The 24,633-nt window shown below is 59.9% G+C and carries 19 protein-coding genes, 1 tRNA gene and 3 pseudogenes; 17 read left to right on the top strand and 6 right to left on the bottom strand.

From position 1 onward, the window contains the following. Nucleotides 1-32: 32 nt before the first annotated feature. Nucleotides 33-1,727 carry an AMP-binding protein gene (locus AAAK34_RS08795; RefSeq protein WP_231695089.1) on the top strand — a complete coding sequence of 565 codons (1,695 nt, stop codon included), beginning with the start codon at nt 33-35 and terminating at the stop codon, nt 1,725-1,727. A gap of 28 nt (nt 1,728-1,755) precedes the next feature. Here AAAK34_RS08795 and hrcA read toward each other — a convergent pair whose 3' ends face one another. Then, on the bottom strand, nt 1,756-2,763 hold the full coding sequence (hrcA, locus tag AAAK34_RS08790; protein WP_231695090.1) for a heat-inducible transcriptional repressor HrcA: 1,008 nt from the start codon (nt 2,761-2,763) through the stop codon (nt 1,756-1,758). An 84-nt stretch (nt 2,764-2,847) separates the two neighbouring features. On the opposite strand from hrcA, the gene AAAK34_RS08785 reads away from it, so the two are divergent. From AAAK34_RS08785 to rapZ, 3 genes and pseudogenes are all read left to right on the top strand, one after another. Continuing rightward, nucleotides 2,848-3,750, top strand: coding sequence for an NAD kinase (locus tag AAAK34_RS08785; protein WP_231695091.1), 903 nt, complete (start codon nt 2,848-2,850; stop codon nt 3,748-3,750). A 65-nt stretch (nt 3,751-3,815) separates the two neighbouring features. After that, nucleotides 3,816-5,527: pseudogene (recN, locus tag AAAK34_RS08780) on the top strand (DNA repair protein RecN). A gap of 43 nt (nt 5,528-5,570) precedes the next feature. Next, nucleotides 5,571-6,446 carry an RNase adapter RapZ gene (gene rapZ / locus AAAK34_RS08775; RefSeq protein WP_431777940.1) on the top strand — a complete coding sequence of 292 codons (876 nt, stop codon included), beginning with the start codon at nt 5,571-5,573 and terminating at the stop codon, nt 6,444-6,446. Here the strand turns inward: rapZ and mutY are convergent. From mutY to mutM, 3 genes are all read right to left on the bottom strand, one after another. Beyond that, nucleotides 6,409-7,488 carry an A/G-specific adenine glycosylase gene (mutY, locus tag AAAK34_RS08770; protein ID WP_231695190.1) on the bottom strand — a complete coding sequence of 360 codons (1,080 nt, stop codon included), beginning with the start codon at nt 7,486-7,488 and terminating at the stop codon, nt 6,409-6,411. The genes rapZ and mutY overlap by 38 nt on opposite strands. A gap of 5 nt (nt 7,489-7,493) precedes the next feature. After that, entirely contained in the window at nt 7,494-9,452 is a 1,959-nt protein-coding gene (locus AAAK34_RS08765) for a dynamin family protein (RefSeq protein WP_431777939.1), read from the bottom strand. Nucleotides 9,453-9,548: 96 nt separating this feature from the next. Continuing rightward, nucleotides 9,549-10,361 carry a bifunctional DNA-formamidopyrimidine glycosylase/DNA-(apurinic or apyrimidinic site) lyase gene (gene mutM / locus AAAK34_RS08760; protein ID WP_231695094.1) on the bottom strand — a complete coding sequence of 271 codons (813 nt, stop codon included), beginning with the start codon at nt 10,359-10,361 and terminating at the stop codon, nt 9,549-9,551. A gap of 48 nt (nt 10,362-10,409) precedes the next feature. Between mutM and AAAK34_RS08755 the strand changes: the two genes are divergently transcribed. The 7 genes and pseudogenes from AAAK34_RS08755 to pth all read left to right on the top strand — a co-directional run bounded on the left by AAAK34_RS08755 (nt 10,410) and on the right by pth (nt 16,551). After that, complete coding sequence (locus AAAK34_RS08755) at nt 10,410-12,170, top strand: tetratricopeptide repeat protein (RefSeq protein WP_231695095.1); 1,761 nt, start codon at nt 10,410-10,412, stop codon at nt 12,168-12,170. 131 nt (nt 12,171-12,301) lie between these two features. Beyond that, a complete protein-coding gene (locus tag AAAK34_RS08750; protein ID WP_231695096.1) occupies nt 12,302-12,703 on the top strand; it encodes a lipoprotein insertase outer membrane protein LolB in 402 nt (133 codons plus the stop codon). Nucleotides 12,704-12,726: 23 nt separating this feature from the next. Next, complete coding sequence (ispE, locus tag AAAK34_RS08745) at nt 12,727-13,572, top strand: 4-(cytidine 5'-diphospho)-2-C-methyl-D-erythritol kinase (RefSeq protein ID WP_231695097.1); 846 nt, start codon at nt 12,727-12,729, stop codon at nt 13,570-13,572. Between the two features lie 53 nt (nt 13,573-13,625). After that, a tRNA-Gln gene (locus AAAK34_RS08740) sits at nt 13,626-13,702 on the top strand. Nucleotides 13,703-13,812: 110 nt separating this feature from the next. Continuing rightward, a pseudogene (locus AAAK34_RS08735) lies at nt 13,813-14,789 on the top strand (ribose-phosphate pyrophosphokinase). A gap of 108 nt (nt 14,790-14,897) precedes the next feature. Next, nucleotides 14,898-15,512, top strand: coding sequence for a 50S ribosomal protein L25/general stress protein Ctc (locus tag AAAK34_RS08730; RefSeq protein WP_231695099.1), 615 nt, complete (start codon nt 14,898-14,900; stop codon nt 15,510-15,512). Nucleotides 15,513-15,921: 409 nt separating this feature from the next. Beyond that, the gene (pth, locus tag AAAK34_RS08725; protein WP_231695100.1) at nt 15,922-16,551 is read left to right on the top strand and encodes an aminoacyl-tRNA hydrolase; all 630 of its coding nucleotides are present in this window, start codon (nt 15,922-15,924) and stop codon (nt 16,549-16,551) included. Nucleotides 16,552-16,613: 62 nt separating this feature from the next. Here pth and AAAK34_RS08720 read toward each other — a convergent pair whose 3' ends face one another. Then, nucleotides 16,614-16,868 carry a YfhL family 4Fe-4S dicluster ferredoxin gene (locus AAAK34_RS08720; RefSeq protein WP_231695101.1) on the bottom strand — a complete coding sequence of 85 codons (255 nt, stop codon included), beginning with the start codon at nt 16,866-16,868 and terminating at the stop codon, nt 16,614-16,616. Nucleotides 16,869-16,984: 116 nt separating this feature from the next. Here AAAK34_RS08720 and AAAK34_RS08715 point away from each other — a divergent pair, with 116 nt between their 5' ends. From AAAK34_RS08715 to AAAK34_RS08690, 6 genes and pseudogenes are all read left to right on the top strand, one after another. After that, entirely contained in the window at nt 16,985-17,953 is a 969-nt protein-coding gene (locus AAAK34_RS08715) for an ABC transporter permease (protein WP_231695102.1), read from the top strand. Beyond that, nucleotides 17,950-18,837 carry an ABC transporter permease gene (locus tag AAAK34_RS08710; protein ID WP_231695103.1) on the top strand — a complete coding sequence of 296 codons (888 nt, stop codon included), beginning with the start codon at nt 17,950-17,952 and terminating at the stop codon, nt 18,835-18,837. Before AAAK34_RS08715 ends, AAAK34_RS08710 begins: the two co-directional genes overlap by 4 nt. 40 nt (nt 18,838-18,877) lie before the next feature. Beyond that, nucleotides 18,878-19,906, top strand: coding sequence for an ABC transporter ATP-binding protein (locus tag AAAK34_RS08705; RefSeq protein WP_431777938.1), 1,029 nt, complete (start codon nt 18,878-18,880; stop codon nt 19,904-19,906). Further along, nucleotides 19,872-20,693 carry an ATP-binding cassette domain-containing protein gene (locus tag AAAK34_RS08700; protein WP_231695105.1) on the top strand — a complete coding sequence of 274 codons (822 nt, stop codon included), beginning with the start codon at nt 19,872-19,874 and terminating at the stop codon, nt 20,691-20,693. The genes AAAK34_RS08705 and AAAK34_RS08700 overlap by 35 nt, the downstream gene beginning before the upstream one ends. Before the next feature lie 168 nt (nt 20,694-20,861). Continuing rightward, nucleotides 20,862-22,348 (top strand): annotated as a pseudogene (locus AAAK34_RS08695) (ABC transporter substrate-binding protein). 11 nt (nt 22,349-22,359) lie between these two features. After that, complete coding sequence (locus tag AAAK34_RS08690; protein ID WP_231695107.1) at nt 22,360-23,778, top strand: amidase; 1,419 nt, start codon at nt 22,360-22,362, stop codon at nt 23,776-23,778. Nucleotides 23,779-24,229: 451 nt separating this feature from the next. Here the strand turns inward: AAAK34_RS08690 and AAAK34_RS08685 are convergent, their stop codons facing one another. Next, entirely contained in the window at nt 24,230-24,589 is a 360-nt protein-coding gene (locus AAAK34_RS08685) for a DsrE family protein (protein ID WP_231695108.1), read from the bottom strand. Nucleotides 24,590-24,633: the final 44 nt, after the last annotated feature.

Raw genomic sequence — 24,633 nt, 5'->3', positions numbered from 1 at the left:
CAAAAGCCCCTTAAAGCACGGAAGGCCCCAGCATGAATCGCCTCACTCTGAGTCATGACGTCGGCAGCGCTGACTGCCCGCTGATTGAAGCCACCATTGGGCTGCATTTTGAAAGCATGGTGTCTCGCTTTCCCGAGCGAGGAGCCCTGGTTTCGCGGCATCAGGGCGTACGCCTGACCTATGCCGAGCTCAATCGCGAGGCCAACCGCTTGGCCAGTGCTCTGATGCGGGCCGGACTCACCAAAGGCGACCGGGTCGGCATCTGGGCGCACAACAGTAGCGAATGGCTGCTGATTCAGCTTGCCACCGCCAAAGTAGGCATTGTGCTGGTGAACATCAATCCAGCCTACCGCGTGACCGAGCTTGAATACGCGCTTAACAAGGTCGGCTGCAAAATGCTGGTGACAATGACTGCGTTCAAGACCAGCGACTACCTCGCGATTGTGAACGAACTCGCACCTGAACTGGCAACCGCGATCCCCGGCAAGCTCTCTGCCGCCAGGGCGCCAGAGCTCAAGACCGTGGTGCAGTTGGGCAACACCGCCGTACCCGGAATGCTGAGCTTCGCGGATCTTCTGGCAAGCGGCGACCCCGATGATGTGGATGTTGCCGAAGTTGGCGCAACGCTCAACGCCAACGACCCGATCAACATTCAGTTCACCAGCGGCACCACCGGCTTCCCCAAGGGGGCCACGCTCACCCACCGCAATATTCTGAACAACGGTTTCTTCATCGGCGAATGCATGAAGCTGACGGAGAACGACCGCCTTTGCATCCCCGTTCCCTTGTACCACTGCTTCGGCATGGTGCTGGGCAATCTGGCTTGCCTCACGCACGGTTCGACCATCGTCTACCCAAACGATGGATTCGACCCGCTTACGGTGCTTGAAACCGTTCAGGCCGAGAAATGTACCGGGCTGCACGGTGTACCCACCATGTTCATCGCGGAGTTGGCGCACCCACGCTTCAAGGAGTTCGATCTCTCCAGCCTGCGCACCGGCATCATGGCTGGCTCGCCCTGCCCCATAGAGGTCATGAAGCAAGTCGTCGAGTTGATGCACTTGAGCGAAATCACCATCGCCTACGGCATGACTGAAACAAGCCCCGTGAGTTGCCAGAGCACCACCGAGACTCCACTGGAAAAACGTGTCTCTACCGTAGGACTCGTCCAGCCACACCTGGAAATCAAGGTGATTGATCCGGGTACGGGCGAAGCGCTACCTGTTGGGGCAACTGGCGAGCTATGCACCAAGGGGTACTCTGTGATGCTCGGCTACTGGTGCGACACAGAGAAAACGCGCGAGGCCATTGATGAAGGTGGCTGGATGCATACGGGCGATCTGGCGACCATGGACGCAGAGGGCTATGTCAACATCGTCGGGCGCATCAAGGACATGGTCATACGTGGCGGTGAAAACGTCTACCCCCGCGAGATCGAAGAATTCCTTTACCGCCACCCGGCGGTTTCGGACGTGCAGGTTATCGGTGTGCCCGACAGCAAATATGGCGAGGAGTTGTGCGCCTGGATCATTCTCAAGAGTGGCCAGCAGGCCACGGCCGACGAGATTCGCGCATTCTGCCAAGGCAAGATCGCGCACTACAAGGTGCCGCGATACATCCGCTTCGTGGAGTCATTCCCCATGACCATCACGGGCAAGATCCAGAAATTCGTGATGCGCGACCTGACGAAACAGGCGCTTAACTTGCACGAAGAAAAAACCGCCTGACCAGCGAGGGCGAAAACGCAATCGACAACTAACGCCCGCCTTGGCTAAGCGCGTTGGTAACCAAGCGCGAGGTGATGTCTACGATCTGGATCATCCGGTCATATGGCATGCGTGTCGGGCCGATCACGCCCAGGGTACCTACCACCTGGCCGTCTACCTCATAGGGGGCACTGACCACCGAAAGGTCTTCCACCGGCACAATCTGGCTTTCACCGCCAATGAAAATGCGCACTCCCTCAGCCTGACTAGAAACATCCAGCAAGCGCATCAGCTGCGTTTTTTGCTCAAACAACTCGAATGCTCGGCGCAGCTGATTCATATCACTTGAGAAGTCGCTCACCGCCAAAAGGTTTCGCTCACCTGAAATGATGACTTCGTCCTGCGCCTCATTCATTGCCTCTGAGCCAGCTTGCACCGCCGCCTGCATCAGCGCGGCGATCTCGCCACGCAACTTGTCTACCTCCTGCCGCAAACGGGTACGCACCTGCTCAATGGCCATGCCTGAGAAGTTGGCGTTGAGGTAGTTTGAAGCTTCAATCAGCTCCGAGGAAGTGAAGTCTGTCTCAGTGAAAAGAACCCGGTTCTGAACATCTCCGTCAGGCGCGACGATGATCAGCAGGAGCCGCTTTTCCGACAGACGCAAAAACTCAATGTGTCGGAACACGGAGCCGCGGCGTGGCGCCATAACCACACCGACGAACTGCGACATGCTCGACAACAGATTCGCAGCGCTGGCGATGACTTTTTGCGGCTGGTCGGCCGGCAATGTGGGTGCCGCCAACGCTTCTCGCTGAGCCGTCAGCATGGTGTCGACGAACAGGCGGTAACCGCGTGCGGTGGGCACGCGTCCGGCAGAGGTGTGCGGGCTGGCTATAAGGCCCAAATCCTCCAGATCGGCCATGACATTGCGAATGGTGGCCGGAGACAATTCCAGGCCAGGCACACGTGAAAGGGTGCGCGAGCCTATAGGCTGACCATCAGCGATGTAGCGCTCGATCAGCGTCTTGAGCAACAGGCGCGAACGATCATCAAGCATGGGTATTTCTTAATCTAGCCCTCAAAGTGCAAAAAGTAATTGGCGGCAGCTTTCAGGTTCAAATCATTATGATGTAATTTGCCAATGGATCTGTCTTTTCACCGCGTCGCCCTCGTTGGCAAGTACCATGAATCAGTCTCCGGCGCGATTGTGGAGTCGGCGCGCGCAGTGATCGCCGAGATCGGCGCGTACCTACTGGGTTTAGGCTGCGAAGTCGTGCTGGAGAAGCAAACTGCCGAAAACACGGGTCTCACCGACTTTCCTGCGCTTGATGTACACGAGATTGGCGAAGACTGCGATCTGTGCGTGGTGGTCGGCGGTGACGGCACGATGCTCGGCGTGGGGCGTCAGCTTGCGCGATACGGTACGCCGTTGATCGGTATTAACCAAGGCCGCCTGGGCTTCATTACCGACATTTCCATCGAACAATACCGGGAGGTACTGCCACTAATGCTGGCGGGCGAGTTCGAGGAAGACCATCGTAGCCTGATGCTCGGAAGGATCATGCGGGAGGGCCAATGCGTGTTTGAAGCCCACGCCATGAACGATGTCGTGGTCAACCGGGGCTCCGCTTCCGGCATGGTGGAGCTCAAGGTCGAGGTGGACGGCCATTTCGTGGCCAACCACCGGGCCGACGGCATTATCGTGGCCACGCCCACAGGCTCCACCGCCTACTCCCTCTCTGCCGGAGGCCCGCTACTGCATCCGCTGGTGCCTGCATGGGTGTTGGTACCCATTGCGCCGCACACCTTGTCGAACAGGCCGATCGTACTGGCCGATCCGGTAGAAATAGCCATTGAAATTGTCGCCGGACGAGACGCCAGCGCCAGCTTTGACATGCAATCGGTCACCTCGCTGCATCATGGCGACCGCATTCTGGTGCGCAGCTCAGAATTCCGGGTGCGCTTTCTGCACCCCCGCGGATGGACCTATTTCGACACCTTGCGCGAAAAGCTGCACTGGAATGCAGGGGGCACAGGCTCGTGAACTTCGCCCACAGAAACGCATCCCAATAAAACCCCTTCCCACTCTGCTCAGAAGGTCTTACCCTCATGGCATTGAGAAATCTCAGCCTGCGCGATTTCGTTATCGTTCCAGCATTGGAACTTGAACTGGAAACTGGTTTCACCGGTTTAACCGGCGAAACCGGCGCCGGAAAATCCATCTTGATCGACGCTTTGCAGCTGGTACTGGGCGCGCGCGCCGACGCCTTGTGGGTTCGGGAAGGCCAGCCCCGCTGCGAGATCGGTGCCGAATTCGATTGTCCGCCCACGGTGGGCGCGTGGCTTGAAGAAAACGGTTTCGACCACGACTCAACCACGCTACTGCTACGCCGCGTCATAGACATTGGCGGCAAGAGCCGCGCATGGGTCAACGGCTCACCGGCCACTGTCACGCAATTGCGCGAACTGGGCGAGCAATTGGTTGACATACACGGCCAACATGCTTGGCAAAGCCTGACCCGCCCCGCCGCGGTGCGAGCCTTGCTGGACGCCTATGCTAACGCCGACACCTCTGCCCTCACGGCCGCCTGGCAAGCCTGGCGTGGCGCTGAAGCTGCACTGGCTGATGCACGCGCTGCGCAGCAAACCATGGCACAGGAGCGAGAGCGCCTTCTATGGCAGCTTGGCGAGCTGGACAAGCTCTCACCCGCGGAGCATGAATGGGACGAGCTCAATCTGCAGCACAGCCGGCTCTCGCATGCGCAGGCACTGATAGACGCTGCCCAGGATGCCACGGAGGCACTGGAGGCTGACGAAGGCGGCGGCTTGTCGCGGCTGGCAGAAGCCCATCAGGCACTCGACGCATTGCGCGACATTGAACCCGAGTTCCAGGCTGTAGCCGAAGTGCTGGACGGATGCCTCGCACAGGCGCGAGATGCAGCACACAGCCTGCACGCTTACCTGCGCCGCTCCGACCCCGATCCGGCCCAACTGGCCACGCTTGATGAACGCATGAGCCTATGGCTTTCCCTAGCGCGCCGATACAGACGCCCGCCGGAGGAACTGCATGCGCTACACGCTGGCTGGCGCTCAGATCTTCAACGCCTGGATGCTGCGGCCGATCTTGGCGCGCTCGAAGGCGCATGCCAAGAGGCGCGGGCGACCTACATGGCACATGCCAGTGAAATTTCAGGCCTGCGTCGGCAATCAGCTGCCCGGTTGGCGCGCGAAGTCAGCGCAGCGATGCAAGAGCTTGGCATGCAGGGGGGCGCTTTGAGGTCGCGCTGGAAGCACTGGCCGAGCCCGCCGCGCACGGGCTGGAAAGCATAGTATTCTTGGTCGCAGGACACGCCAGCGGCACAGCGCGCCCGGTCGACAGGGTGGCCTCGGGTGGAGAGCTATCGCGATTGGCTTTGGCAATCGCCGTCACCACCAGCCAGCTAGGCAGCGCCCCCACCTTGGTGTTCGACGAGGTCGACAGCGGCGTCGGCGGCGCAGTAGCCGCTACCGTTGGACGCCTGCTGCGGCGATTAGGGCAGGACCGCCAGGTGCTCTGCGTCACCCACCTGCCTCAAGTGGCTGCATGCGCCGACCATCATTTGCTGGTCAGCAAGCAAGGTGATACAGACGGCATTACCAGCACCGTCCGAATTGTGAGAGGCGAACCCCGTGTAGACGAAATAGCCCGGATGCTGGGGGGCGAGCGCATCTCTGACACCACACGTGCCCATGCCCGTGAAATGCTGATGGTGCCGGAAGTCGCGGCATCGACATCAACCACATCCGCGCCCAGCTCGCGGCCGCGAAAGGCACGAGCATGAACACAGACTTGAACACAGACGTAAAAAAGAAGTGCGCACAGAAGTGCGTAAAGGAACTGAACCAGAGCTGGTGGTCATTACCGGCATGTCGGGATCTGGCAAGTCCATCGCCCTGCATGCTTTAGAAGATTCCGGTTATTTTTGTGTCGACAACCTTCCCCCTGAACTGCTCGAGCCCTTCATCGAGTTGGAAGACCAGGGACGCGGCCGCAAGATCGCCATTGCGGTAGACGTGCGCAGCGGCCGATCGCTGCCCCAACTGCCGCTGCTGCTTCATAGCCTGCGCGACCGGGGCATTCAGCTTCGCCAGATTTTTCTTGACGCCAACGATCAGACACTGGTCAGGCGCTTCTCCGAAACGCGCAGGCGCCACCCACTTTCCCAGCCAGGCGAAGCAGACATCCAACAAGCGCTGTTGCAAACGATCATGCGCGAACGAGAACTGCTGACCGACCTGCGGGATCGTTCGCACGTCATCGACACCAGTTATTTACGGCCAGCGCAGTTGCTCGCGTGCGTCAAGGAGCTGATTTCTGCACCCGCCTCCCATTTGACGCTGGTGTTCGAGTCCTTCGCATTCAAGCGAGGCATCACGCTAGACGCCGATTACATGTTCGATGTGCGCATGCTGCCCAACCCGCACTATGAACCCGAACTACGCCCCCTGACAGGGCGCGATCAGCCCGTGATCGACTATCTGCGGCAGCAGCCCGAAGTTGCCCTCATGCAGGAGCAGATCGCCCACTTCTTGCGCACCTGGCTGCCCGCCCTGGCGCGCGACCATCGCAGCTACGTCACGGTCGCCATCGGCTGCACTGGTGGGCAGCACCGCTCGGTGTATTTGGTGGAGCAGTTAGCTGCGGAGTTCAGCAGTGAGTGGTTTACCCTGCGGCGGCATCGGGAACTGGGGGAGAATTGAGGCTTGACTCAAGAAAGCGCCTGACTGGCGCCGGCAATCCGAGCACATCCCATTGCGGTTGCCCGAACCAGCCTCCGGTCTGATCTGCTCCCGCCCGAAACAGAGAGTCCACTCCAGACGCCGTGACCACATGCAGATGCAGATCGCGATGCGTCAGCACATGCACAAAGGGTGGATGTTCGCTGCTGCGTTCGCGCGCTTCCGAGGGCAAGGACGCCATCAGTTCCTCGCGCGAATCAAACGTTGGCAGACAATGCAGGCCCGCCCAGATGCCGGGCGCGGGCCGCGGTGCCAGCCATACATGGCCTTCGCTATTGACTGCGTGCAGTAGCCAAAGGTCGAGGCGGCTGCGCTTCAGACGCCTGGTTTTCACCGGATACCGCTCTGGCTCACCCTCTCTCTTGGCCTCGCAGTCCGATGACAAGGGGCACACAAGGCACGTGGGGCGACGCAAGGTGCATACGGTGGCACCGAGATCCATTAAACCCTGGGTGTAGATGGGCATGTTCTCGCGCGGGCGGGCTACGGGCAGCAGGCCTTCGGCACGCTGCCACAACATGCGCTCGTGCGCGGAGACAGCCAGGTCGTCCGCAACTCCGAGGTAACGAGTCAGCACACGCTTGACGTTGCCGTCCAAGATAGCAGCACGCTCGCCGAAGCAAAATGCTGCAATGGCCGCCGCAGTGGAGCGGCCTATACCCGGAAGCGTTTCCAGCAACTCGGCACTCGGCGGGAAATAACCACCGAAGCGTGAGACCACCTCCTTCGCGCAACGGTGCAGGTTACGGGCCCGCGAGTAATAGCCCAGGCCGCTCCACAGGCCCATGACATCGCCCTCTGGCGCAGCTGCCAGCGTGGCCACATCCCGGAAACGCACCAGAAAGCGAGGGTAATAGTCCAGTACCGTGGTCACCTGCGTCTGTTGCAGCATGATTTCAGACAACCACACGCGATAGGGGTCCCGCGTAGCCTGCCATGGCAGGCCATGACGCCCATGCTCCCTCTGCCAGACAATGATGCGATCTGAAAACGACTTAGGGATGCTGCTCACGCCGACACCGTCTCTGGCAACGGCCCGCGCGCTCGTTCCGGGCGCACCTGGCGCACTTCGCTTGTCAGTTTGGCCAGCCGTAAGTCGAGCGCGTTAATGGCAATTTCTCGCTTGTCGATTTCAGCCAGCCGCTGATCCAGGCCTCCAGAGGTATCCTGCGCGCGCTCTATGACCTCCAGGCGCCGACCAAACGATAAGCGGCGCTCTCGCCACTGCGTATCCAACTGCGATGCCAATGACGCGTTCCACAAGTCCACTTCGCCCAGCGCGGCCATGAACACCGACTGCACCCGCACCATCAGGGCTCTCGCCAGTCTTTCCGCGAACTCTGGCCTCGAAAGCCGAAACATATTCCCTATGCCCAAATATTGGAGGTGACTGTGCTCAACCAGACTCAATTCAGTCTGGAAACGCGACAAATCGGGCGGCGGGGTAAGTTGCAGGGAAAGCCCATAGCGAGCGTTGAGCTGCTGAAAGGTACCACCCAGCATGGACTCAATCTCAGCTCCTGACTGGGTGGCCGCATCCACCAAGGCCCGAAGATTGGAAAAGCCCTGGGTATAGGCCTTTTTGATGCCAAGTTTGAAACCCGGCTCCTTCAAGGCAGCCATCACCCCCTCCATGGCTGTCTGGATCGATGGGTTGTCAAGTGCATTGAACATGCTCCTTACCAGCTTGGTATGCACAGAGTGCACTGCCAACACGCCGGCGGAGCCTCGATCGAAATCAGCCTTTTCTCTCTCCACGCGCTCTCGCATCTGACGGATCACATTCTTATTCTTGCCGCGCAGGTTACGCATTTCCTGCATCTGCTCAAACAATTCTCGCCGGCGTACTCCGAGCATGCGCTGAGCTTGTAGTTGCAGCTCATCCACCCCAGCGAAGATTGCCTGCTCCAGCATGCGCTGGCGTGCACCCAGCAAATCGCGCCCCAGTATCTGCTCGAATGGCAACAAGCGGCTTTCCGCAAGCAACGCGGTGTCTGAACGCACTTTCGCCAGCAGGCCTTTCTGCGCCGACAACGCCAGCACCCGGGAAGGCTCCAGTGAGAGCGTCTGGGCGACCTGATAGCGCTGCCTTTCGATCTGCTGCTCGATTTCAGCGGGCGTGCTCAGCCCGTCCCACAGCGTGTCGATTTTGTTGAGGACGGCAAGGCGTATGCCGGGGCCTTCATCCATAGGTGCCAGGTGGTCGCGCCAGATGGCCATATCGGATTTGGTGACACCCGTATCAGCGGCCAGCACGAACACCAGTACGTGTGCTTGAGGAATCAGGTTGACGGTGAGTTCGGGTTCGGCGCCTATGGCGTTGAGCCCCGGTGTGTCAAGCACCACAAGCCCCTGCTTGAGCAGCGCATGATCCAGGTTAATGAGGGCATGGCGCCAACGCGGCACCTCTACCCTGCCCTCTGCGTTCAGGTGTGGATTGTCTTTCGGACGGTCGTCGTGCCAGAAGCCCAGCGCACGCGCTTGATCCTTGCTGACCGAAATCGTCTCGGACACACTCGCCATGGCACCGGCCAGTTGATCCGGATCGTCGACATCAAGATCCACATGCATCCATTTTTCAGGGACCATGCGCCACTCTTGCAAAGATTGAGGCTGCAGGTGGGTCTGGATGGGCAACAGGCGCAAACACGCCGGCAAGCTTGGATCGTAGCCAAGCTCGGTGGGGCACATGGTAGTACGCCCCGCGCTGGCGGGCATGATCCGGCGGCCGTAGTTGGAGAAAAACAGGGCGTTGATCAATTCGGATTTGCCGCGCGAAAATTCCGCGACAAACGCCACCACGACCTTGTCGGAGCGCACCTGAGAAATTAGCCGCCGCACCCGATCCTCAGCGCTGGCGTTCAACAATTTGCCTGCTTTCAGCCAATCAGCCAGCACCTTGAGGCGCGAGCCCACCTCCTTGCGCCAGGCACTGTGTCGATCAAACTGTTCGTACACCCCTGTCACTGACGGATCCTTCTTCGAGTTTGAGCCATGTTACACGTCCCATGCGTGCGCGCACCGCTTGTTCACCCCAACAAGAGAATTAAATAGCGCCGGGCGTTACTTCTGACACACCGAACAGAAAAATGTTGAACGCTGCCCTTGAACAATCTTCCTGATGGGGGTTCCGCATCGACTGCACGGCTGCGCCGCCATGCCGTAGACAGCCGCCTCGAGTTGAAAGTGGCCTGACTCGCCCAACGCATTGGAAAAATCGCGCAGTGTGGTGCCCCCGCGCTCCACCGCACGGGCCAGTACTGAGCGAATCGCCGCATGGAGACGGTCTGATCTGATCCGCGAAATGCGATTGGCGCGCACCGTCGGACGGATACCCGACAAAAACAGCACCTCCGAGGCATAGATGTTGCCTACCCCTACCACCACGTCACCACTTAGCAACACTTGTTTGATGGGCGCTTGCCTGGATCTCAGGCCGGCGTAAAAACGCGCAGCGTCAAAATCATCCCCTAGAGGCTCCACTCCCAGATGGGACAGCAGCTTGTGCGCCGGATCAGAATGCTGACTTTCTGACCAAACCACCGCGCCAAATCGCCGCGGATCGTGTAGGCGCAGGGTACCCGCTGTGGTGACGAGATCGAAATGGTCGTGCGCCCCTGGTTCCGGTGGATCGTTGGAAAAACTCAGGCTACCCGACATGCCGAGGTGCAGCAGCACCAGGCCCTCGTCCAGCCGAAGCAGCAAGTATTTGCCGCGTCTTCCGACTTCGCGCACCGTACGCCCGACCAGCATTTCAGGCGCAATGCCCAACGGCCAGCGCAAGGGCTTTCCAGGAGACGCCCTGAGAATGCGGGCGCCGCGTATTTTCTCCGCAAAGCTGCGGCGGGTTACTTCGACTTCGGGCAACTCAGGCATGGGCGGGCAGGACAAGCGTTTGGTTCAAGCATGGATTATTATGGTTCGATGCCGTACTCCTTCCGCGTTTTTCCCTTGTTGATGCTGGCCAGCAGCTTGGCGTTCGCGCAGGCGCCTGCGCCGACCCCCTCAGCTTCCGCCGCCCCGCCCGCGGACACCCCCCGCCCCTCGGAGTTGACAGCGAGACTGCTCTATCAACTACTGATTAGCGAGTTGCGCTTCCAGGACGGCGCCACAAACCAGGGCGTCGAGGTCATGCTGGACGCTGCCCGGCGCACCGCCAATCCCGAGCTGTACAAGCGCGCCGTGGAAATGGCCATACAGTCCCGCTCCGGAACGATGGCACTGGATGCCGTGCGCGCGTGGCGTCAGGCGGAGCCGCAATCAGCTGACGCGAACCGCATGGAGTTGCAGGTACTGGTCGCCCTGGGTCGCTACGCCGAAACAGACGCTCCCATCAACGCCACGCTGTCCGCAATGCCAGCGGCCGAGCAGGAACCGTTCATTCTCTCGGTACCCTTGCTCTACACACGTGCTACCAACAAGCTGGAGGCCGCGCAAGTCGTGGAACGTGGACTTTCCAGCGCAGTCCAGAACAAGACCCTCGCGCCAGCAGCCTGGACCACCATCGGGCGCATGCGCCTTGCGGCCAGCGACAGAAGCGGCGCCCTGTCCGCTGCCACACTAGGGCAGGCGTCCAGCACCAGTTCAGAATGGCCCGCACTGCTGGCACTCCAGATCATGACGAGCGCCAACGAAGCGAATGCCGAGTCGCTCGTTAAGCGTTACTTGCGTGAAGAGACGTCCAAGCCGGAAGTTCAGATCGGCTATGCACGTGCGCTGCTCAATGCCGGCCGCAGCCAGGAAGCGCATACGCAGCTAGGCGATCTCACGCGCCGACGTCCCGAATACCCCGAAGGCTGGCTGGCCCTGGGGTTGCTGCTGGCCCAGGAGCGTCAAGACGAGCAGGCCGAAACCGCACTCAACCACTATTTGAAAATTTCCTCCGAAACCCCAGCAGACGGGCGTTCCGACCGCGACAGCGGCCTTAGCCAAGCCCGCCTGACTCTGGCACAGATAGCTGAGCGGGCGGGAGACTACGCTACTGCGGAAAAGCTGTTGTCCAGCATTGATTCACCCGAAGAGGCATTGAGAGTCCAGTTTCGCCGCGCCTCCATCTTGGCGCGCCAGGGTCGAATCGAAGATGCCCGGCAGCTGGTGCGCAGCGCCCCTGTCCGCCGCCCTGAAGACGAGCGCATGAAGTTGATCACCGAGGCTCAACTGCTTCGAGACCACCAGCAACCTCAGCAAGCCTACGAGTTGCTGAGTGGAGCGTTAAAGAAAGACCCCGAAGACCACGACCTCCTCTATGACACCGCCATGGCGGCGGAAAAGCTTAACCGCGTGGATGAAATGGAGCGGTTGCTGCGCAAGCTGATCGAACTCAAGCCCGACTCACAAGCGGCGTACAACGCCCTGGGCTATACCTTTGCCGATCGCGGCATTCGGTTGCCAGAGGCCAAGCAACTGATTGAGAAAGCCGTGGAGCTTGCTCCAGACGACCCGTTCATCCAGGACAGCCTCGGCTGGGTTGAGTTTCGGCTCGGCAACCAAGCCCGGGCGCTGGAGATTTTAAAAGCCGCGTACGCCAAGCAGCCGGATGCCGAGATCGCTGCGCACCTGGGCGAAGTGCTCTGGGTCCAAGGCCACCGGGACGCCGCCAAAGAGATCTGGCGTGAGGGTGTGCGACTGGACCCGGACAACGAGTCACTCAAGAAAGTAATCGAGCGGCTGCGAGTCAAGCTGTGAGTGTGTCCAACCCTCAACCTGCCTCGGCGCCTCCCAAAAGCAGGCGCGTGGCGACCCAGGCCCTTGCGCTCGTTGTAGCAGCCCTGATGGCTGGGTGCGCCAGCGCCCCCAAGGAAAGCACTTCTACCGACTTGGAACAATCCTCTTGGAGTGGTCGCCTTGGCCTCACCATAGCCTCCGAGCCGCCGCAGTCTTTTTCTGCCGGGTTTTCGCTGAGCGGAGATGAGCAGTCCGGCGAACTCAGTCTGACCTCGCCCCTTGGCAGCACGCTGGCGGCCATGCAATGGCAGCCTGGCGCTGCCGTACTGCGCCAAGGAGAAGCAGTGCAGCGCTACGACTCGCTGGATGATCTGGTAGCGCATGCCACTGGCACCCCCATTCCGGTACGAGCGCTCTTTTCCTGGCTTCGCGGCCACCAGCAAGCCATTGATGGCTGGCACGCTGACCTGAGCGGACTGAACAGCGGGCGCCTGTTCGCCCAGAGGCGCCAGCCTCTACCCACCGTAGACTTGCGGCTGGTACTCGACCGCTAAATCTCGCTCCAGGTACCACACGAATGCGTGCTATTTTCGACGTGCCGGCACCGGCCAAGCTGAACCTTTTCCTGCACATCACGGGTCGCCGCGCTGACGGCTACCACCTGCTCCAATCGGTCTTCATGTTGATCGACTGGTGCGACACCCTGCACTTTGAGCGTCGCTCCGACGCGGTTATCTCCCGGGAAGATCTGAGCGGCCTGCCGTTACCCGCCGATGACCTGTGCACGCGCGCCGCACGAGCCCTGCAGGCTGCAAGCGGCTGCCAAAGTGGTGTACACATCGGACTTGTCAAGCGCATTCCAGCTCAGGCCGGCATGGGTGGCGGCTCTTCGGATGCTGCCACCACGCTGCTGGCCCTCAATCGACTTTGGGGGTTGGGATTGGAGCTTCCCCAGTTGGAAGCTATAGGCCTGAAGTTGGGCGCAGACGTGCCCTTTTTCCTGCGGGGGCGCAACGCCTGGGTGGAGGGCGTGGGCGAGCAGATTACACCCATAGAGCTCCCCGCCGCATCGTTTGTGGTGCTGAAGCCACCTGCGGGGCTCGACACCAAAGAAATTTTTTCGGATCGCAACTTAAAGCGCGACACAAATACTGCTATACTCGAAGGCTTCGCTGCTAACCCTTGGGCCTTTGGGCACAATGATCTGCAGCCAGTAGCAGAGCGGCTTTGTCCGCTTGTTGCCGAGGGCATTGCCTATCTTGATAGGGACGGCCTGCAAGGCAGAATGACTGGCTCAGGTAGCGCTGTGTTTGCCCGTGTAAGCGGCGGCGCACCGTTTAAACTGGTGCAATCGCTTGAACAGGCAGGCTGGCAAGCAAGGGTTTGCGAGAATATGACAATTCATCCGCTTAGTGGTTGGTAAGTCATGTAGAATTATGGGTTACCGCTTTCAGCATCGAAAGCTGTAACCTGTGTAGGGGAGTCGCCAAGTTGGTCAAGGCACCGGATTTTGATTCCGGCATGCGAGGGTTCGAGTCCTTCCTCCCCTGCCAAACCATTCAGGGTTATAGTTAGTCATTGGGTCGGGGCCGGCGCAGGTTTGCGCAGCGCAGCCCGGCCGACCAAAAGAAGTTTGCCACTCGCGCAACTCACCGGAAAGCTCATGCAGCCGCCAACCAATCCCGACTTTCTGGTGTTCACTGGCAACGCCAATCCTGCACTTGCGTCTGAAATTGCGAGCCATCTCGGCCTCCCGCTTGGCGCCGCAGATGTGGGCCGCTTCTCCGATGGAGAAGTTACGGTTGAAATCAAGCAAAACGTTCGTGCCCGCGACGTCTTCGTGGTGCAGTCCACCTGTCAGCCCACGAACGAAAACCTGATGGAACTGCTCATCATGGTCGATGCGCTCAAGCGCTCCTCGGCCGAGCGGATCAGCGCGGTCATCCCCTATTTTGGCTATGCCCGCCAGGATCGCCGTCCGCGTTCCACACGAGTTCCCATCTCGGCCAAGGTGGTCGCCAACATGCTGCAGGCTGTCGGTGTAAACAGCGTCCTCACAATGGACCTGCACGCCGACCAGATTCAGGGCTTCTTCGACATTCCGGTCGACAACATCTACGCGTCGCCTGTTCTGCTGGGTGATCTTCGCCAACAGAACTATGAAGATCTGCTGGTGGTCAGCCCCGACGTTGGCGGTGTGGTGCGTGCACGCGCCTTGGCCAAACAGCTTAACTGCGACCTCGCCATCATTGACAAGCGCCGGCCCAAAGCCAACGTGAGCGAAGTGATGCACGTGATCGGCGACATTGATGGCCGCAACTGCGTCATCATGGACGACATGATCGACACTGCAGGCACCCTGGTCAAGGCTGCCGAAGTGCTTAAAGAACGCGGTGCCAAAAAGGTGTATGCCTACTGCACCCACCCGATTTTTCAGGACCAGCCATCGAGCGCATTGCCCAAGGCAGCGCGCTTGACGAAGTGGTCGTGACCAACACCATTCCGCTGTCCGACAATGCGTCGGCTTGCGGCAAGATTCGCCAGCTTTCCGTGGCTCCGCTGATCGCTCAAACGATTCAGCGTATTGCCCGCGGTGAATCCGTCATGAGTCTGTTCTCAGAGCAGGAAAACCTGTTCTAAGAACGCAACTGGTCTGCGGTGCACTCGTTGGTAGTTTAAGACGTTGCACGAGGCCCTTTCAAACCGGAGCCGCACTGGTCGCGGTCGGCTTCATTCAAGGAGTTAGTTATGAAATTTGTCGCTTTTGAGCGCAGCAAGCAGGGTACGGGTGCGAGCCGCCGTCTGCGCAACGCTGGCAAGGTCCCCGGCATCGTTTACGGTGGCGAGAGTGAACCTCAGTTGATCGAACTTGACCACAACGCTCTGTGGCAAGCCATCAAGAAAGAAGCCTTCCACTCTTCCGTTCTCGAGATGGATCTGGCCGGCAAGAGCAGCCAGGTGCTGCTGCGTGATCTGCAAGTTCACCCGTACAAGCAACAAGTGCTGCACGTGGACTTCCAGCGCGTTTCCGCCAAGACCAGAATCACCATGAAAGTGCCGTTGCACTTCACAGGCGAAGAAGAGTCGAATGCCGTCAAGACTGACAAGTGCCTGGTTAACCACGTGTTGACCGAACTTGAAATTTCCTGCCTGCCCGCCGATCTGCCTGAGTCGATCAGTGTTGACCTCTCCAAACTGGAAAAAGGCTCCACCGTCACTCTGAACGACATTCAACTGCCAAAAGGCGTGAAGGCTGTTCTGCACGGTCAGGGCAACCCCGTGCTGGTTTCGGTTGTGGTTCCTGCTAGCGAAGAATCCGCTGACGCAGCCGCCGCCGCTGCTGCTCCGGCAGACAAGAAGTAATTCTTCTTGGCTTTTGACCAAGCCCGCCCCTGGCGGGCTTTTTGCATTTCAGCCGCAACGATTATCCTGGATCCGGCAGTTGACCGCTTGCAATCTCCAAGAAAGCCGCGTGGATACTCAATTTCGATGCTCCGATCACGCTCACCTGTTTGGGCGGCCGGCTGCGGCTGAGAGCGCTACGCACCCGATCAGGCCGCCCTCGGGCACGCTGGCGGCGTTGCTCCCCTTGCAGGGCGCAACCCAGCCAGAGGCTGGGCATGTTCGCGCTGTCCAAAGGCGCGCAGGCGCCTTTGGAGCCGCAGCCCTCACCCTTGCAGGCACGAGCCTGCCGCGTCCTCACGTCTTGCCAGCGCACCCGATGACGACCTGCTCGGGCGCGTCCAACTACCGGATCCAGGATAATCCTCCCATGATCAAGCTGTTCGTTGGCCTCGGCAACCCAGGCCCAGATTACGAAGATACCCGACACAATGCCGGCTTCTGGTGGATCGATGCTGTGGCACGCTCACTTGGCACCAACCTGCAGGCCGACCGCGGCTACCACGGCAAAGTGGCAAGGATCAATCTGCAAGGGCGCAGTATCTGGCTGCTGGAGCCGCAAACTTTCATGAACTTGTCGGGCAAGTCCGTGGCTGCACTGGCAAGGTTTTACAAGATCGCACCGGAAGAGATACTGGTCGCACACGACGAACTAGATCTGCCCCCCGGCCAAACCAAGCTCAAAAAAGGTGGCGGACACGCCGGCCACAACGGCTTGCGGGACATACATGCCCAACTGGGTTCATCGGATTATTGGCGCCTTCGTATCGGGATCGGCCACCCGGGCGATAAATCCCAGGTAGTGGGCTGGGTTCTGAGGAAACCGCCTGCCGATGAGTTGATGGCCATCGAAGAATCCATTGCCCGATCGGCCAAAGCTTTTTCGCTGTTGGCGGATGGCGAGACAGCCCAAGCCACGGTGCTGATCCACACCTCGAAGCCACCTCGCGAAAAACCACCTCGGCGTGAAACTGAAGGCACGGGCGGTAACGGCTCCTAGCCCCATCCCGCGCCTTTTTCCAGGTGCTCAGTTCATGGGCACGTGGGTGCACCAATTCTGGGCTAACCGCCCGCCTCTTGCAGGCGCTGAAACTTCTGCAAGAGAGATTGCTTGTCTTCAACCATCTCGGGATTGACCGGGATGCACTCGACCGGACAAACCTGCACACACTGAGGCTCGTCGAAGTGACCGACGCACTCTGTGCATTTGGCAGGGTCGATCACATAGAACTCGGGCCCCATGGAAATGGCCTGATTGGGGCACTCAGGCTCGCAAACATCGCAGTTGATGCACTCTTCAGTAATCATCAACGCCATGGGACCACCCTCGGAAACCAAACAGAATTCATAGTGTGATTATCCGCCTCGGTGGACGTATTGGCACAACGAATCAGCAAAGCCGCCACGCTTTGTGTTGATAATGCCGGTACTTCATGAGCTATTTTCTCTTCAAACGCGTACTGACCCTGCTGGCCACACTGGCGGCCACTTCGGTGATCGTGTTCTCGGTTCTGGAGATCTTGCCCGGCAACGCAGCACAGGTGCTGATGGGGCCAGACGCCGACCCGGCTGCGGTTCGCGCCAAGACGATTGAACTCGGCCTGGATCAACCCGCACTGCAACGTTATTTGCATTGGATAGCGGGCCTGGTCAGCGGAGATATGGGAATGTCATACACGTATGGTTCACCAGTTTCCGAACTGATCGCCGAGCGCCTTTCACTGACCGTTCCGCTGGCTGTCATGGCGATGCTGCTGACCACGGTGCTCGCGCTGCTGGTGGGGGTGTATGCAGCATCGCAACACAACCGCGCAGGCGATATAGGCTTGATGAGCGTCGCACAGATCGGCATCGCCATTCCCAACTTCTGGTTCGCGATCTTGCTGATTCTGCTGTTCTCCGTAAAGCTGCAGTGGTTTTCTGCGGGCGGCTTTGACGGTTGGTATTTTGAAGACGGCTTCTGGCCTGGCGTGTGGGAGGGCCTCAAGGCGCTCATATTGCCGGCCGTCGCCCTGTCGGTCGTTCAGGCGGCGATTTTGGCGCGTTTTTGCCGATCCGCAGTACTGGAAATGCTGCGCGAAGACTTCGTGCGCACAGCACGTGCCAAGGGCTTGTCGCATAGGGCCACGTTATGGGGTCATGTGCTGCGGAATGCGATGATTCCCGTCATCACCGTCATGGGCATGCAATTCTCCGAATTGCTGGCCGGCACGATTGTGGTCGAAAACGTCTTCTACCTCCCGGGCTTAGGGCGGCTTATTTTTCAGAGCATAGCCAACCGGGACCTGATCGTGGTGCGCAATTGTGTGATGCTGCTGGCAGCCATGGTGGTGATTGTGAACTTTGTGGTCGATGTGCTGTATGCCGTGATTGACCCTCGTGTGAAGGCCAGCGAAATATGACCGTCGCCAACACGTCTTCCGCAAAGACTGGCTCGCACACGAAGCGATCTGCACCGGGCTTCTGGGCGCGCACCCGTCGGCACCCTGGCTTTGTCGTGGGAGGAACGCTCACAGCATTTTTGCTGCTGGCGGCCGCGCTCTCATACTTCTGGACGCCCTACTCCGTGTACGAGGTCGACATGGATGCCAAGCTGCTTCCTCCTGGCGGTCGGCACTGGCTGGGTACCGACGCCTTTGGCCGCGACGTGTCGTCACTCCTGCTGGTAGGTGCGCGCGCATCCATACTGGTGGGCGTTATTGCCGTGGGCATCGGGCTGGTCGCAGGCACTGCATTGGGTTTGCTGGCTTCCGCACGGCGCGGCTGGGTTGAAGAGCTGATCATGCGGGTGTCTGATTTTGGCCTGGCCTTCCCCGCCATTCTTACGGCGATCATGCTGACCGCCGTCTATGGCCCCGGCATCGTCAACGCGATCATTGCCATTGGCATCTACAACATCCCCACGTTCGCACGCATTACCCGGGCTGCCGCCAACTCCGTCTGGAATCGCGAGTATGTGCTGGCTGCGCGCGCCTGTGGCAAAGGGGCCTGGGCCATTACGTGGCAACACGTGTTGCCCAACGTGCTTCCGGTGCTGATTGTGCAGGCGACAATCCGGTTTGCCATTGCGATATTGGCCGAGGCCGCATTGTCTTACCTGGGCCTGGGCACCCAACCCCCACAACCAAGCTGGGGGCGAATGCTGGCCGAAGCTCAAACCCTGATGTTCCAGGCGCCTTTGCTGGCAGTTTGGCCAGGAATGGCTATTGCCCTGGCGGTATTGGGACTCAATTTGCTCGGCGATGGGTTGCGCGATGTTCTCGACAAAAGACTAGCCTCACGCTAGTGTGCCCAGATAACTTGGCGACTCTGAATCCATATGCCTCATGCCCTTGATTGAAGTTTCCGGCCTACATGTTGCGTTGCGGACGTTTCGCGGCACCGCGGCGGCCGTGCGGGGCATGAGCTTCTCGCTCGAGCGCGGGGACACGTTAGGCCTGGTGGGTGAATCAGGCTGCGGCAAGTCCATGACGGCTCTGGCGCTGATGGGTTTGGCGCCGGAGAACGCCGAGGTGAGTGGAAGCATTCGGCTGGATGGAGAAGAGCTCATCGGGTTGCGCGACCGTGCTTGGCGAGGCATTCGGGGGCGGCGCATGGCCATGATTTTTCAGGAGCCCATGACGGCGCTGAACCCTGTACACAGAGTGGGCGCACAGATCATGGAGCCCATGCGCCTGCACCTGGGCCTCAGCGCACGTGCTGCCCGGCAAAAAGCCATTGAGTTGATGGAACGTGTGGGCATACCGGAGCCGGAAAGGCGAATCGACAGCTTCCCGCATCAGTTTTCAGGTGGCCAGCGCCAGCGGATCATGATCGCCATGGCCCTTTCCGCAGAGCCCGACGTACTGATCGCCGATGAGCCCACGACCGCCCTCGACGTCACGGTGCAAAAACAGGTGCTGCGCCTAATTGCCGATCTGGTGGCTGAACGCGGCATGGCACTGATTCTTATCTCCCACGATCTGGGTGTCGTGGCGCAGAACGCCAAGCGCATGATGGTCATGTACGGTGGAAGCGTTGTAGAGCAGGGAAAAACAAACCAGGTATTCGCGCGACCGGCACACCCGTATACACGCGGGTTGCTGGCTGCCCGGCCCAGCCTGGCACATCGACTGGCGGCGCATCGCGGTGACCGCCTGGAAACCATTGCCGGTTCCGTACCAGACCTCTTCGACCTGCCAGCGGGGTGCCCATTTGCTGGCCGCTGCACCTTTACACTTCCGTCGTGCGACAGCATAGTACCGCCGGAAATTTCTTTGTCGGCCTATCATTGCGTACGCTGCGGAGTACCCGAAGCCATTCTCGGCACTTTCTCTACCCATGACGGATCACGAGAAAACACCCTTCCTGCTTGAGCTCACCGACCTGACTCGCAACTACGCCTTACCGCGAGAATCGCTGTTCAGGCCACCCCGGACCGTGCAAGCGCTAAAGGGAGTTTCTCTTGGCGTCCAGGCCGGCCGCAGCATGGGTATCGTGGGCGAATCCGGGTCTGGCAAGAGTACGCTGGCACGCTTGGCCATGGCACTTGAGCGGCCCAGCGGAGGCACCGTGCGTTTTGAAGGACGAGATCTGAATGCACTCTCATCGAGTGATCTACGCTCGGCACGATGCGATTTTCAGATGGTCTTCCAAGACCCTTATGGCTCGCTGGACCCCAGGCGCCCAGTGTGGCGCACGGTGACCGAACCACTGTCTGCTGTGGAAAACTCTTCGCGGGCGGAACAGCGGGAGCGCGCAGCCGCGGCGCTGCAGTCCGTTGGTTTGCGCACAGACGCGCTAGACAAGTATCCGCATGAATTTTCTGGTGGGCAACGTCAACGCATTGCCATAGCGCGGGCGATCGTCACGCGGCCCAAGCTGATCGTCGCCGACGAGGCCGTGAGTGCTTTGGATGTGTCCGTACAGGCGCAGGTACTCAACCTGATGGCCGATTTGCGCGACGATAACGGCGTTACTTTCCTGTTCATCAGCCATGATCTGGCCGTGGTCAGCCATCTTTGCTCCGACGTGGCGGTCATGAAGGACGGACTGATCGTGGAGCACGGACCGGTCACACAGGTTCTACGTGAACCCAGACATGCCTACACGCGAACTTTACTTGCATCTGTACCTGAATTGCAGACCATTCCGGCGAATTGAGTCCGACTCGGCCATGAGCGCCTCAGACGTGCAAATCCAGGAGACGACTGCAATAGAGAAAAGGCAAGTAATATTGCAGAACCCTCTGAAGTAGGCGCGAGTTCCCGCAGAGGCGCGCTCAGCGTAGCGCAGTTCCTATGAAGCCCCGTTCCCAGGAGACATTCGAAAATGAAGCGTCGCGATTTTGCCTTGACTATTCCCGCAGCAGCCGCGCTCGCCAGCGCGCCTGCATTCTCACAAGCGCGCAAGGATGCGGTGGTCCTGGGCATGACGCTGGAGCCGCCGGGCCTGGATCCTACGGCCGGTGCGGCGTCCGCCATTGCTGAAATCGTTCACTACAACATCCTGGAGACGCTGACCAAGATCAATTCGGACGGCAGCGTCACGCCGCTGCTGGCAGAACGCTGGGAAGTCTCGCCTGACCTGCGGACCTATACCTTTCATCTGCGCAAAGGCGTGAAGTTCAGCAATGGTGAGCCGCTCAATGCCCAGACGGTGAAGTTCAGCTTCGAACGGGCAGCTGGCGAAAAAAGCACGAACAAGGACAAGCGAACTTTCGCCGCGATGGAAAGCGTGCGCCCGATGGATGACCACACGGTGGTGATCATCAACAAGGAACCCGACCCAGACTTCCTCTTCTACCTGGGCCAGGCCACGTCGGCAATCGTCGAGCCCAAGAGTGCAGACGGAAACAACGCGACCCCTGTGGGCACCGGCCCTTATATGCTGGATCGCTGGAACAAGGGTTCATCCGTCGCCTTGCGCGCCTCTCCGAGCTACCGTAACGCCAGTGCCCTGCGCATCAAACGCGCCACCTTCCGATTCATAAGCGACCCGGCAGCCCAGGTCGCCTCCGTGCTTTCCGGAGACGTCGATGCTTTCGTGCGCGTTACTCCACGGGGTGCGGCGCAGTTCAAGGCCAACTCGCGCCTGCAGACCATTTCGAGTGGTTCGCGCGCCAAGACGGTGCTGGCGATCAATAACCAGAAGAAGCCGCTGAACGACGTGCGCGTGCGGCGCGCGATTTCCGCGGCCATAGACCGCAAGGCGGTGATTTCCGGCGCGGGAGATGGCTTCGGCGTGCCGATTGGGAGCCACTACGTTCCTGGGGCGGCGGGCTACGTCGACACGACCGGCCTGAACCCTTACAACCCTGACAAGGCGCGTGCGCTGCTTAAGGAGGCAGGCATTACCACGCCGCTGGAGCTGAGTCTCGTGCTGCCCCCTCCCCCTACGCACGCCAGGGTGGAGAGGTGATTGTGGCGCAGTTGGCCAAGGTGGGCATTACGGCCAAGGTGCAGAACGTGGAGTGGGCGCAGTGGCTCGCCAATACCTTCGGCGGCGCGCACAACTACGACCTAACCATCATCAGCCACGTGGAGCCCTTTGATCTGGCCAACTTCACCAAGCCGGATTACTACTGGGGCTACAACAACCCGAAGTTCAACGAGCTTTTCAGCAAAATCAAAAACACCGCGAACGTGGCCGAGCGCAACAAGCTCCTGGGCGATGCACAAAGAATGCTGGCCGACGATGCCGTTTTGGCGTGGCTCTACCAGCCCCAGTGGCTCACGGTGGCGAATCGACGCCTTACCGGGCTCTGGAAAGATATGCCCATCTTCGTCAACGACTTGGCCGCGCTCAGTTGGACCTGATCGGCAGCGGTATGGCCTTGCACCAACTTTCCGCGCTTGAACTCATCGCCGGCTACAAAGCTGGCGAATTCTCCCCTATTGAAGCCACAGAATCCGTACTGACGCAGATTGAGCGCTGGGAGCCGCACATTGCCGCCACCTATCTGCTGAGGCCTGAAGAGGCCCTGCAGCAGGCACGCGCAGCGGAGGCTCGCTGGCTCCGACACGAGCCCTGCGGCCCTCTAGATGGTGTGCCGACCACCATCAAGGACAACATTGCCACACGCGGGGATCCCACACCCCTGGGGACGAAGGCCACCCTGCTCGCCCCTGCGGCATATGACGCACCACCCGCAGCGCGAGTGCGCGAGGCAGGAGCTGTCGTGGTGAGCAAGACCACCATGCCTGATTACGGCATGTTGTCGTCAGGCTTATCAACGTTTCATACGATTTCGCGCAACCCTTGGGACGTTACTCGCACACCGGGAGGCTCCAGCGCTGGTGCGGCTGCGGCTGCTGCAGCCGGATACGGCCCGCTCCACCTGGGCACAGACATCGGCGGATCCATTCGACTGCCAGCGGGCTGGTGTGGCATTTTTGGGCTCAAGCCCAGCCTGGGACGCGTGCCGATAGATCCTCCCTACATGGGCCGTTCAGCCGGCCCCATGACGCGAACTGTGGCTGATGCAGCCTTGCTCATGCAAGTGCTCAGCCGCCCTGATGCGCGCGACTGCATGGCTCTGCCGCCGCAAGATATCGACTGGTCGCTAACATGGCGCCAAGACAAACCCCTGAAGGGCCTGCGCATAGGCTTGATGCTGGACGCCGGGTGCGGTCTGCCGACAGAAGCCGCCATCCGAATGGCGGTGGAGCATGCGGGGCACCTTTTCGAAGGGCAAGGGGCGATTGTCACGCTGATGAAGCCCCTCATGACGCCAGAGCTTCTGGCCGGCCTGGATCATTTTTGGCGCATGCGCTCCATGCTCGACATCGACGCACTGCCTCCAAATGCGCGCGCTGGTGTGCTGCCCGTCATTCTCCAATGGGCCGAGAGCGCGCGCAGCATGAGCGGTGCCGACGTGTTTAGAGCCTACAGTGCCACGCACGCCACACGCGTTGCAACGCAGCAGGCGATGCAACCCTTTGACTACGTCATATCGCCGACGTCGCCTGTGGGGCCCGCTCCTTTTGATTGGGCATCGCCCACCAACGACCCGTTGCGCGGGCTGGAGCATATCGGTTTCACGGTTCCCTTCAACATGGGGGAACAACCCGCCGCCTCCGTGAACTGTGGATATGTCGATACCGATCCAGACAGCGGCAAAGTCTGGCCTATTGGATTGCAGATTGCAGGGCATCGTTTCGACGATTTGGGTGTTCTGCAGATGGCAAGAACTTTCGAGCAGTTGCGCGGGCCGCAGCGTGAGTGGCCATCGCCGCCGACAACGTAGGCTCCGGTTGAGGTTGAACACGATTGAGGTGTGCCCCGAGAAACTTGACGAGTAGCTGCGAAGCTCGCGTCTTTCGCCAGTGCCGTGCGGCGGCGCAGGCAACTTTTCCGGACTCGGTGCAATTGCTGTGTGGCCAGTGCTTGCACGCTCTTGATGGGTACTAACGTAAGGCTAAGGTCGCGGGCGGCGCAAAAATCGGTAGACATCACTACGATGTTCTTGGCGCCACAACGGAGCCACCCTCCGCCTGAACGGAAGTGAATCTTGATGCGTGGGTTCATCCTCACCTTGGTTGGCTGATCCGACCGAGATCAAATATTGCCAACTTGGCGCTTCTTGCGCCTTGTCTTGGTCGAGTTCATCCAAGTACGATGGCCGAAGATGCCCCTATTCTGGACCGATCGGCGTGAAGGGTGCAGCGGACGCCCGTCAGTTGAATGCCGCGCTTACTCTAGAATGAAAGCGTTGCTGCTCCGGCCTTGATTTGCTCGAACATGGCGCTGGCACCCTTGATCTCGACACCTTCGATGAAGTCACCCGCCTCGTAACCACGCGAACTTACGCAAGGTGGGCAAGCCCATATTTTTCCTCCTCGGGCCAAGAATGTGTCCATCAAGGTGCGCAGGGGCTCAAGTGGCGGTACATGGGTCAACTGCTGGCCCCGGTGACGCACGAGGTCGACTGCGGTACTGGTCAAGAATACGAAAACCTGCATTTCTGCGGTCTGGGCTCCGTTGGCCAGGGTGAAGGCCACCGAGGACATTTCCGAGTCGATGCCGCGAGACATCAAAATCACTAGTTTGTCGGACATGGCTGTCTCCATGAAGAACAGTTACAGTGTGGCCGAGTATCGAG

The sequence above is a fragment of the Ottowia caeni genome (genome assembly GCF_050821495.1).
GTDB classification, from domain to species: domain Bacteria; phylum Pseudomonadota; class Gammaproteobacteria; order Burkholderiales; family Burkholderiaceae_C; genus Ottowia; species Ottowia caeni.
This window is presented reverse-complemented; position numbering and strand designations above follow the sequence as displayed.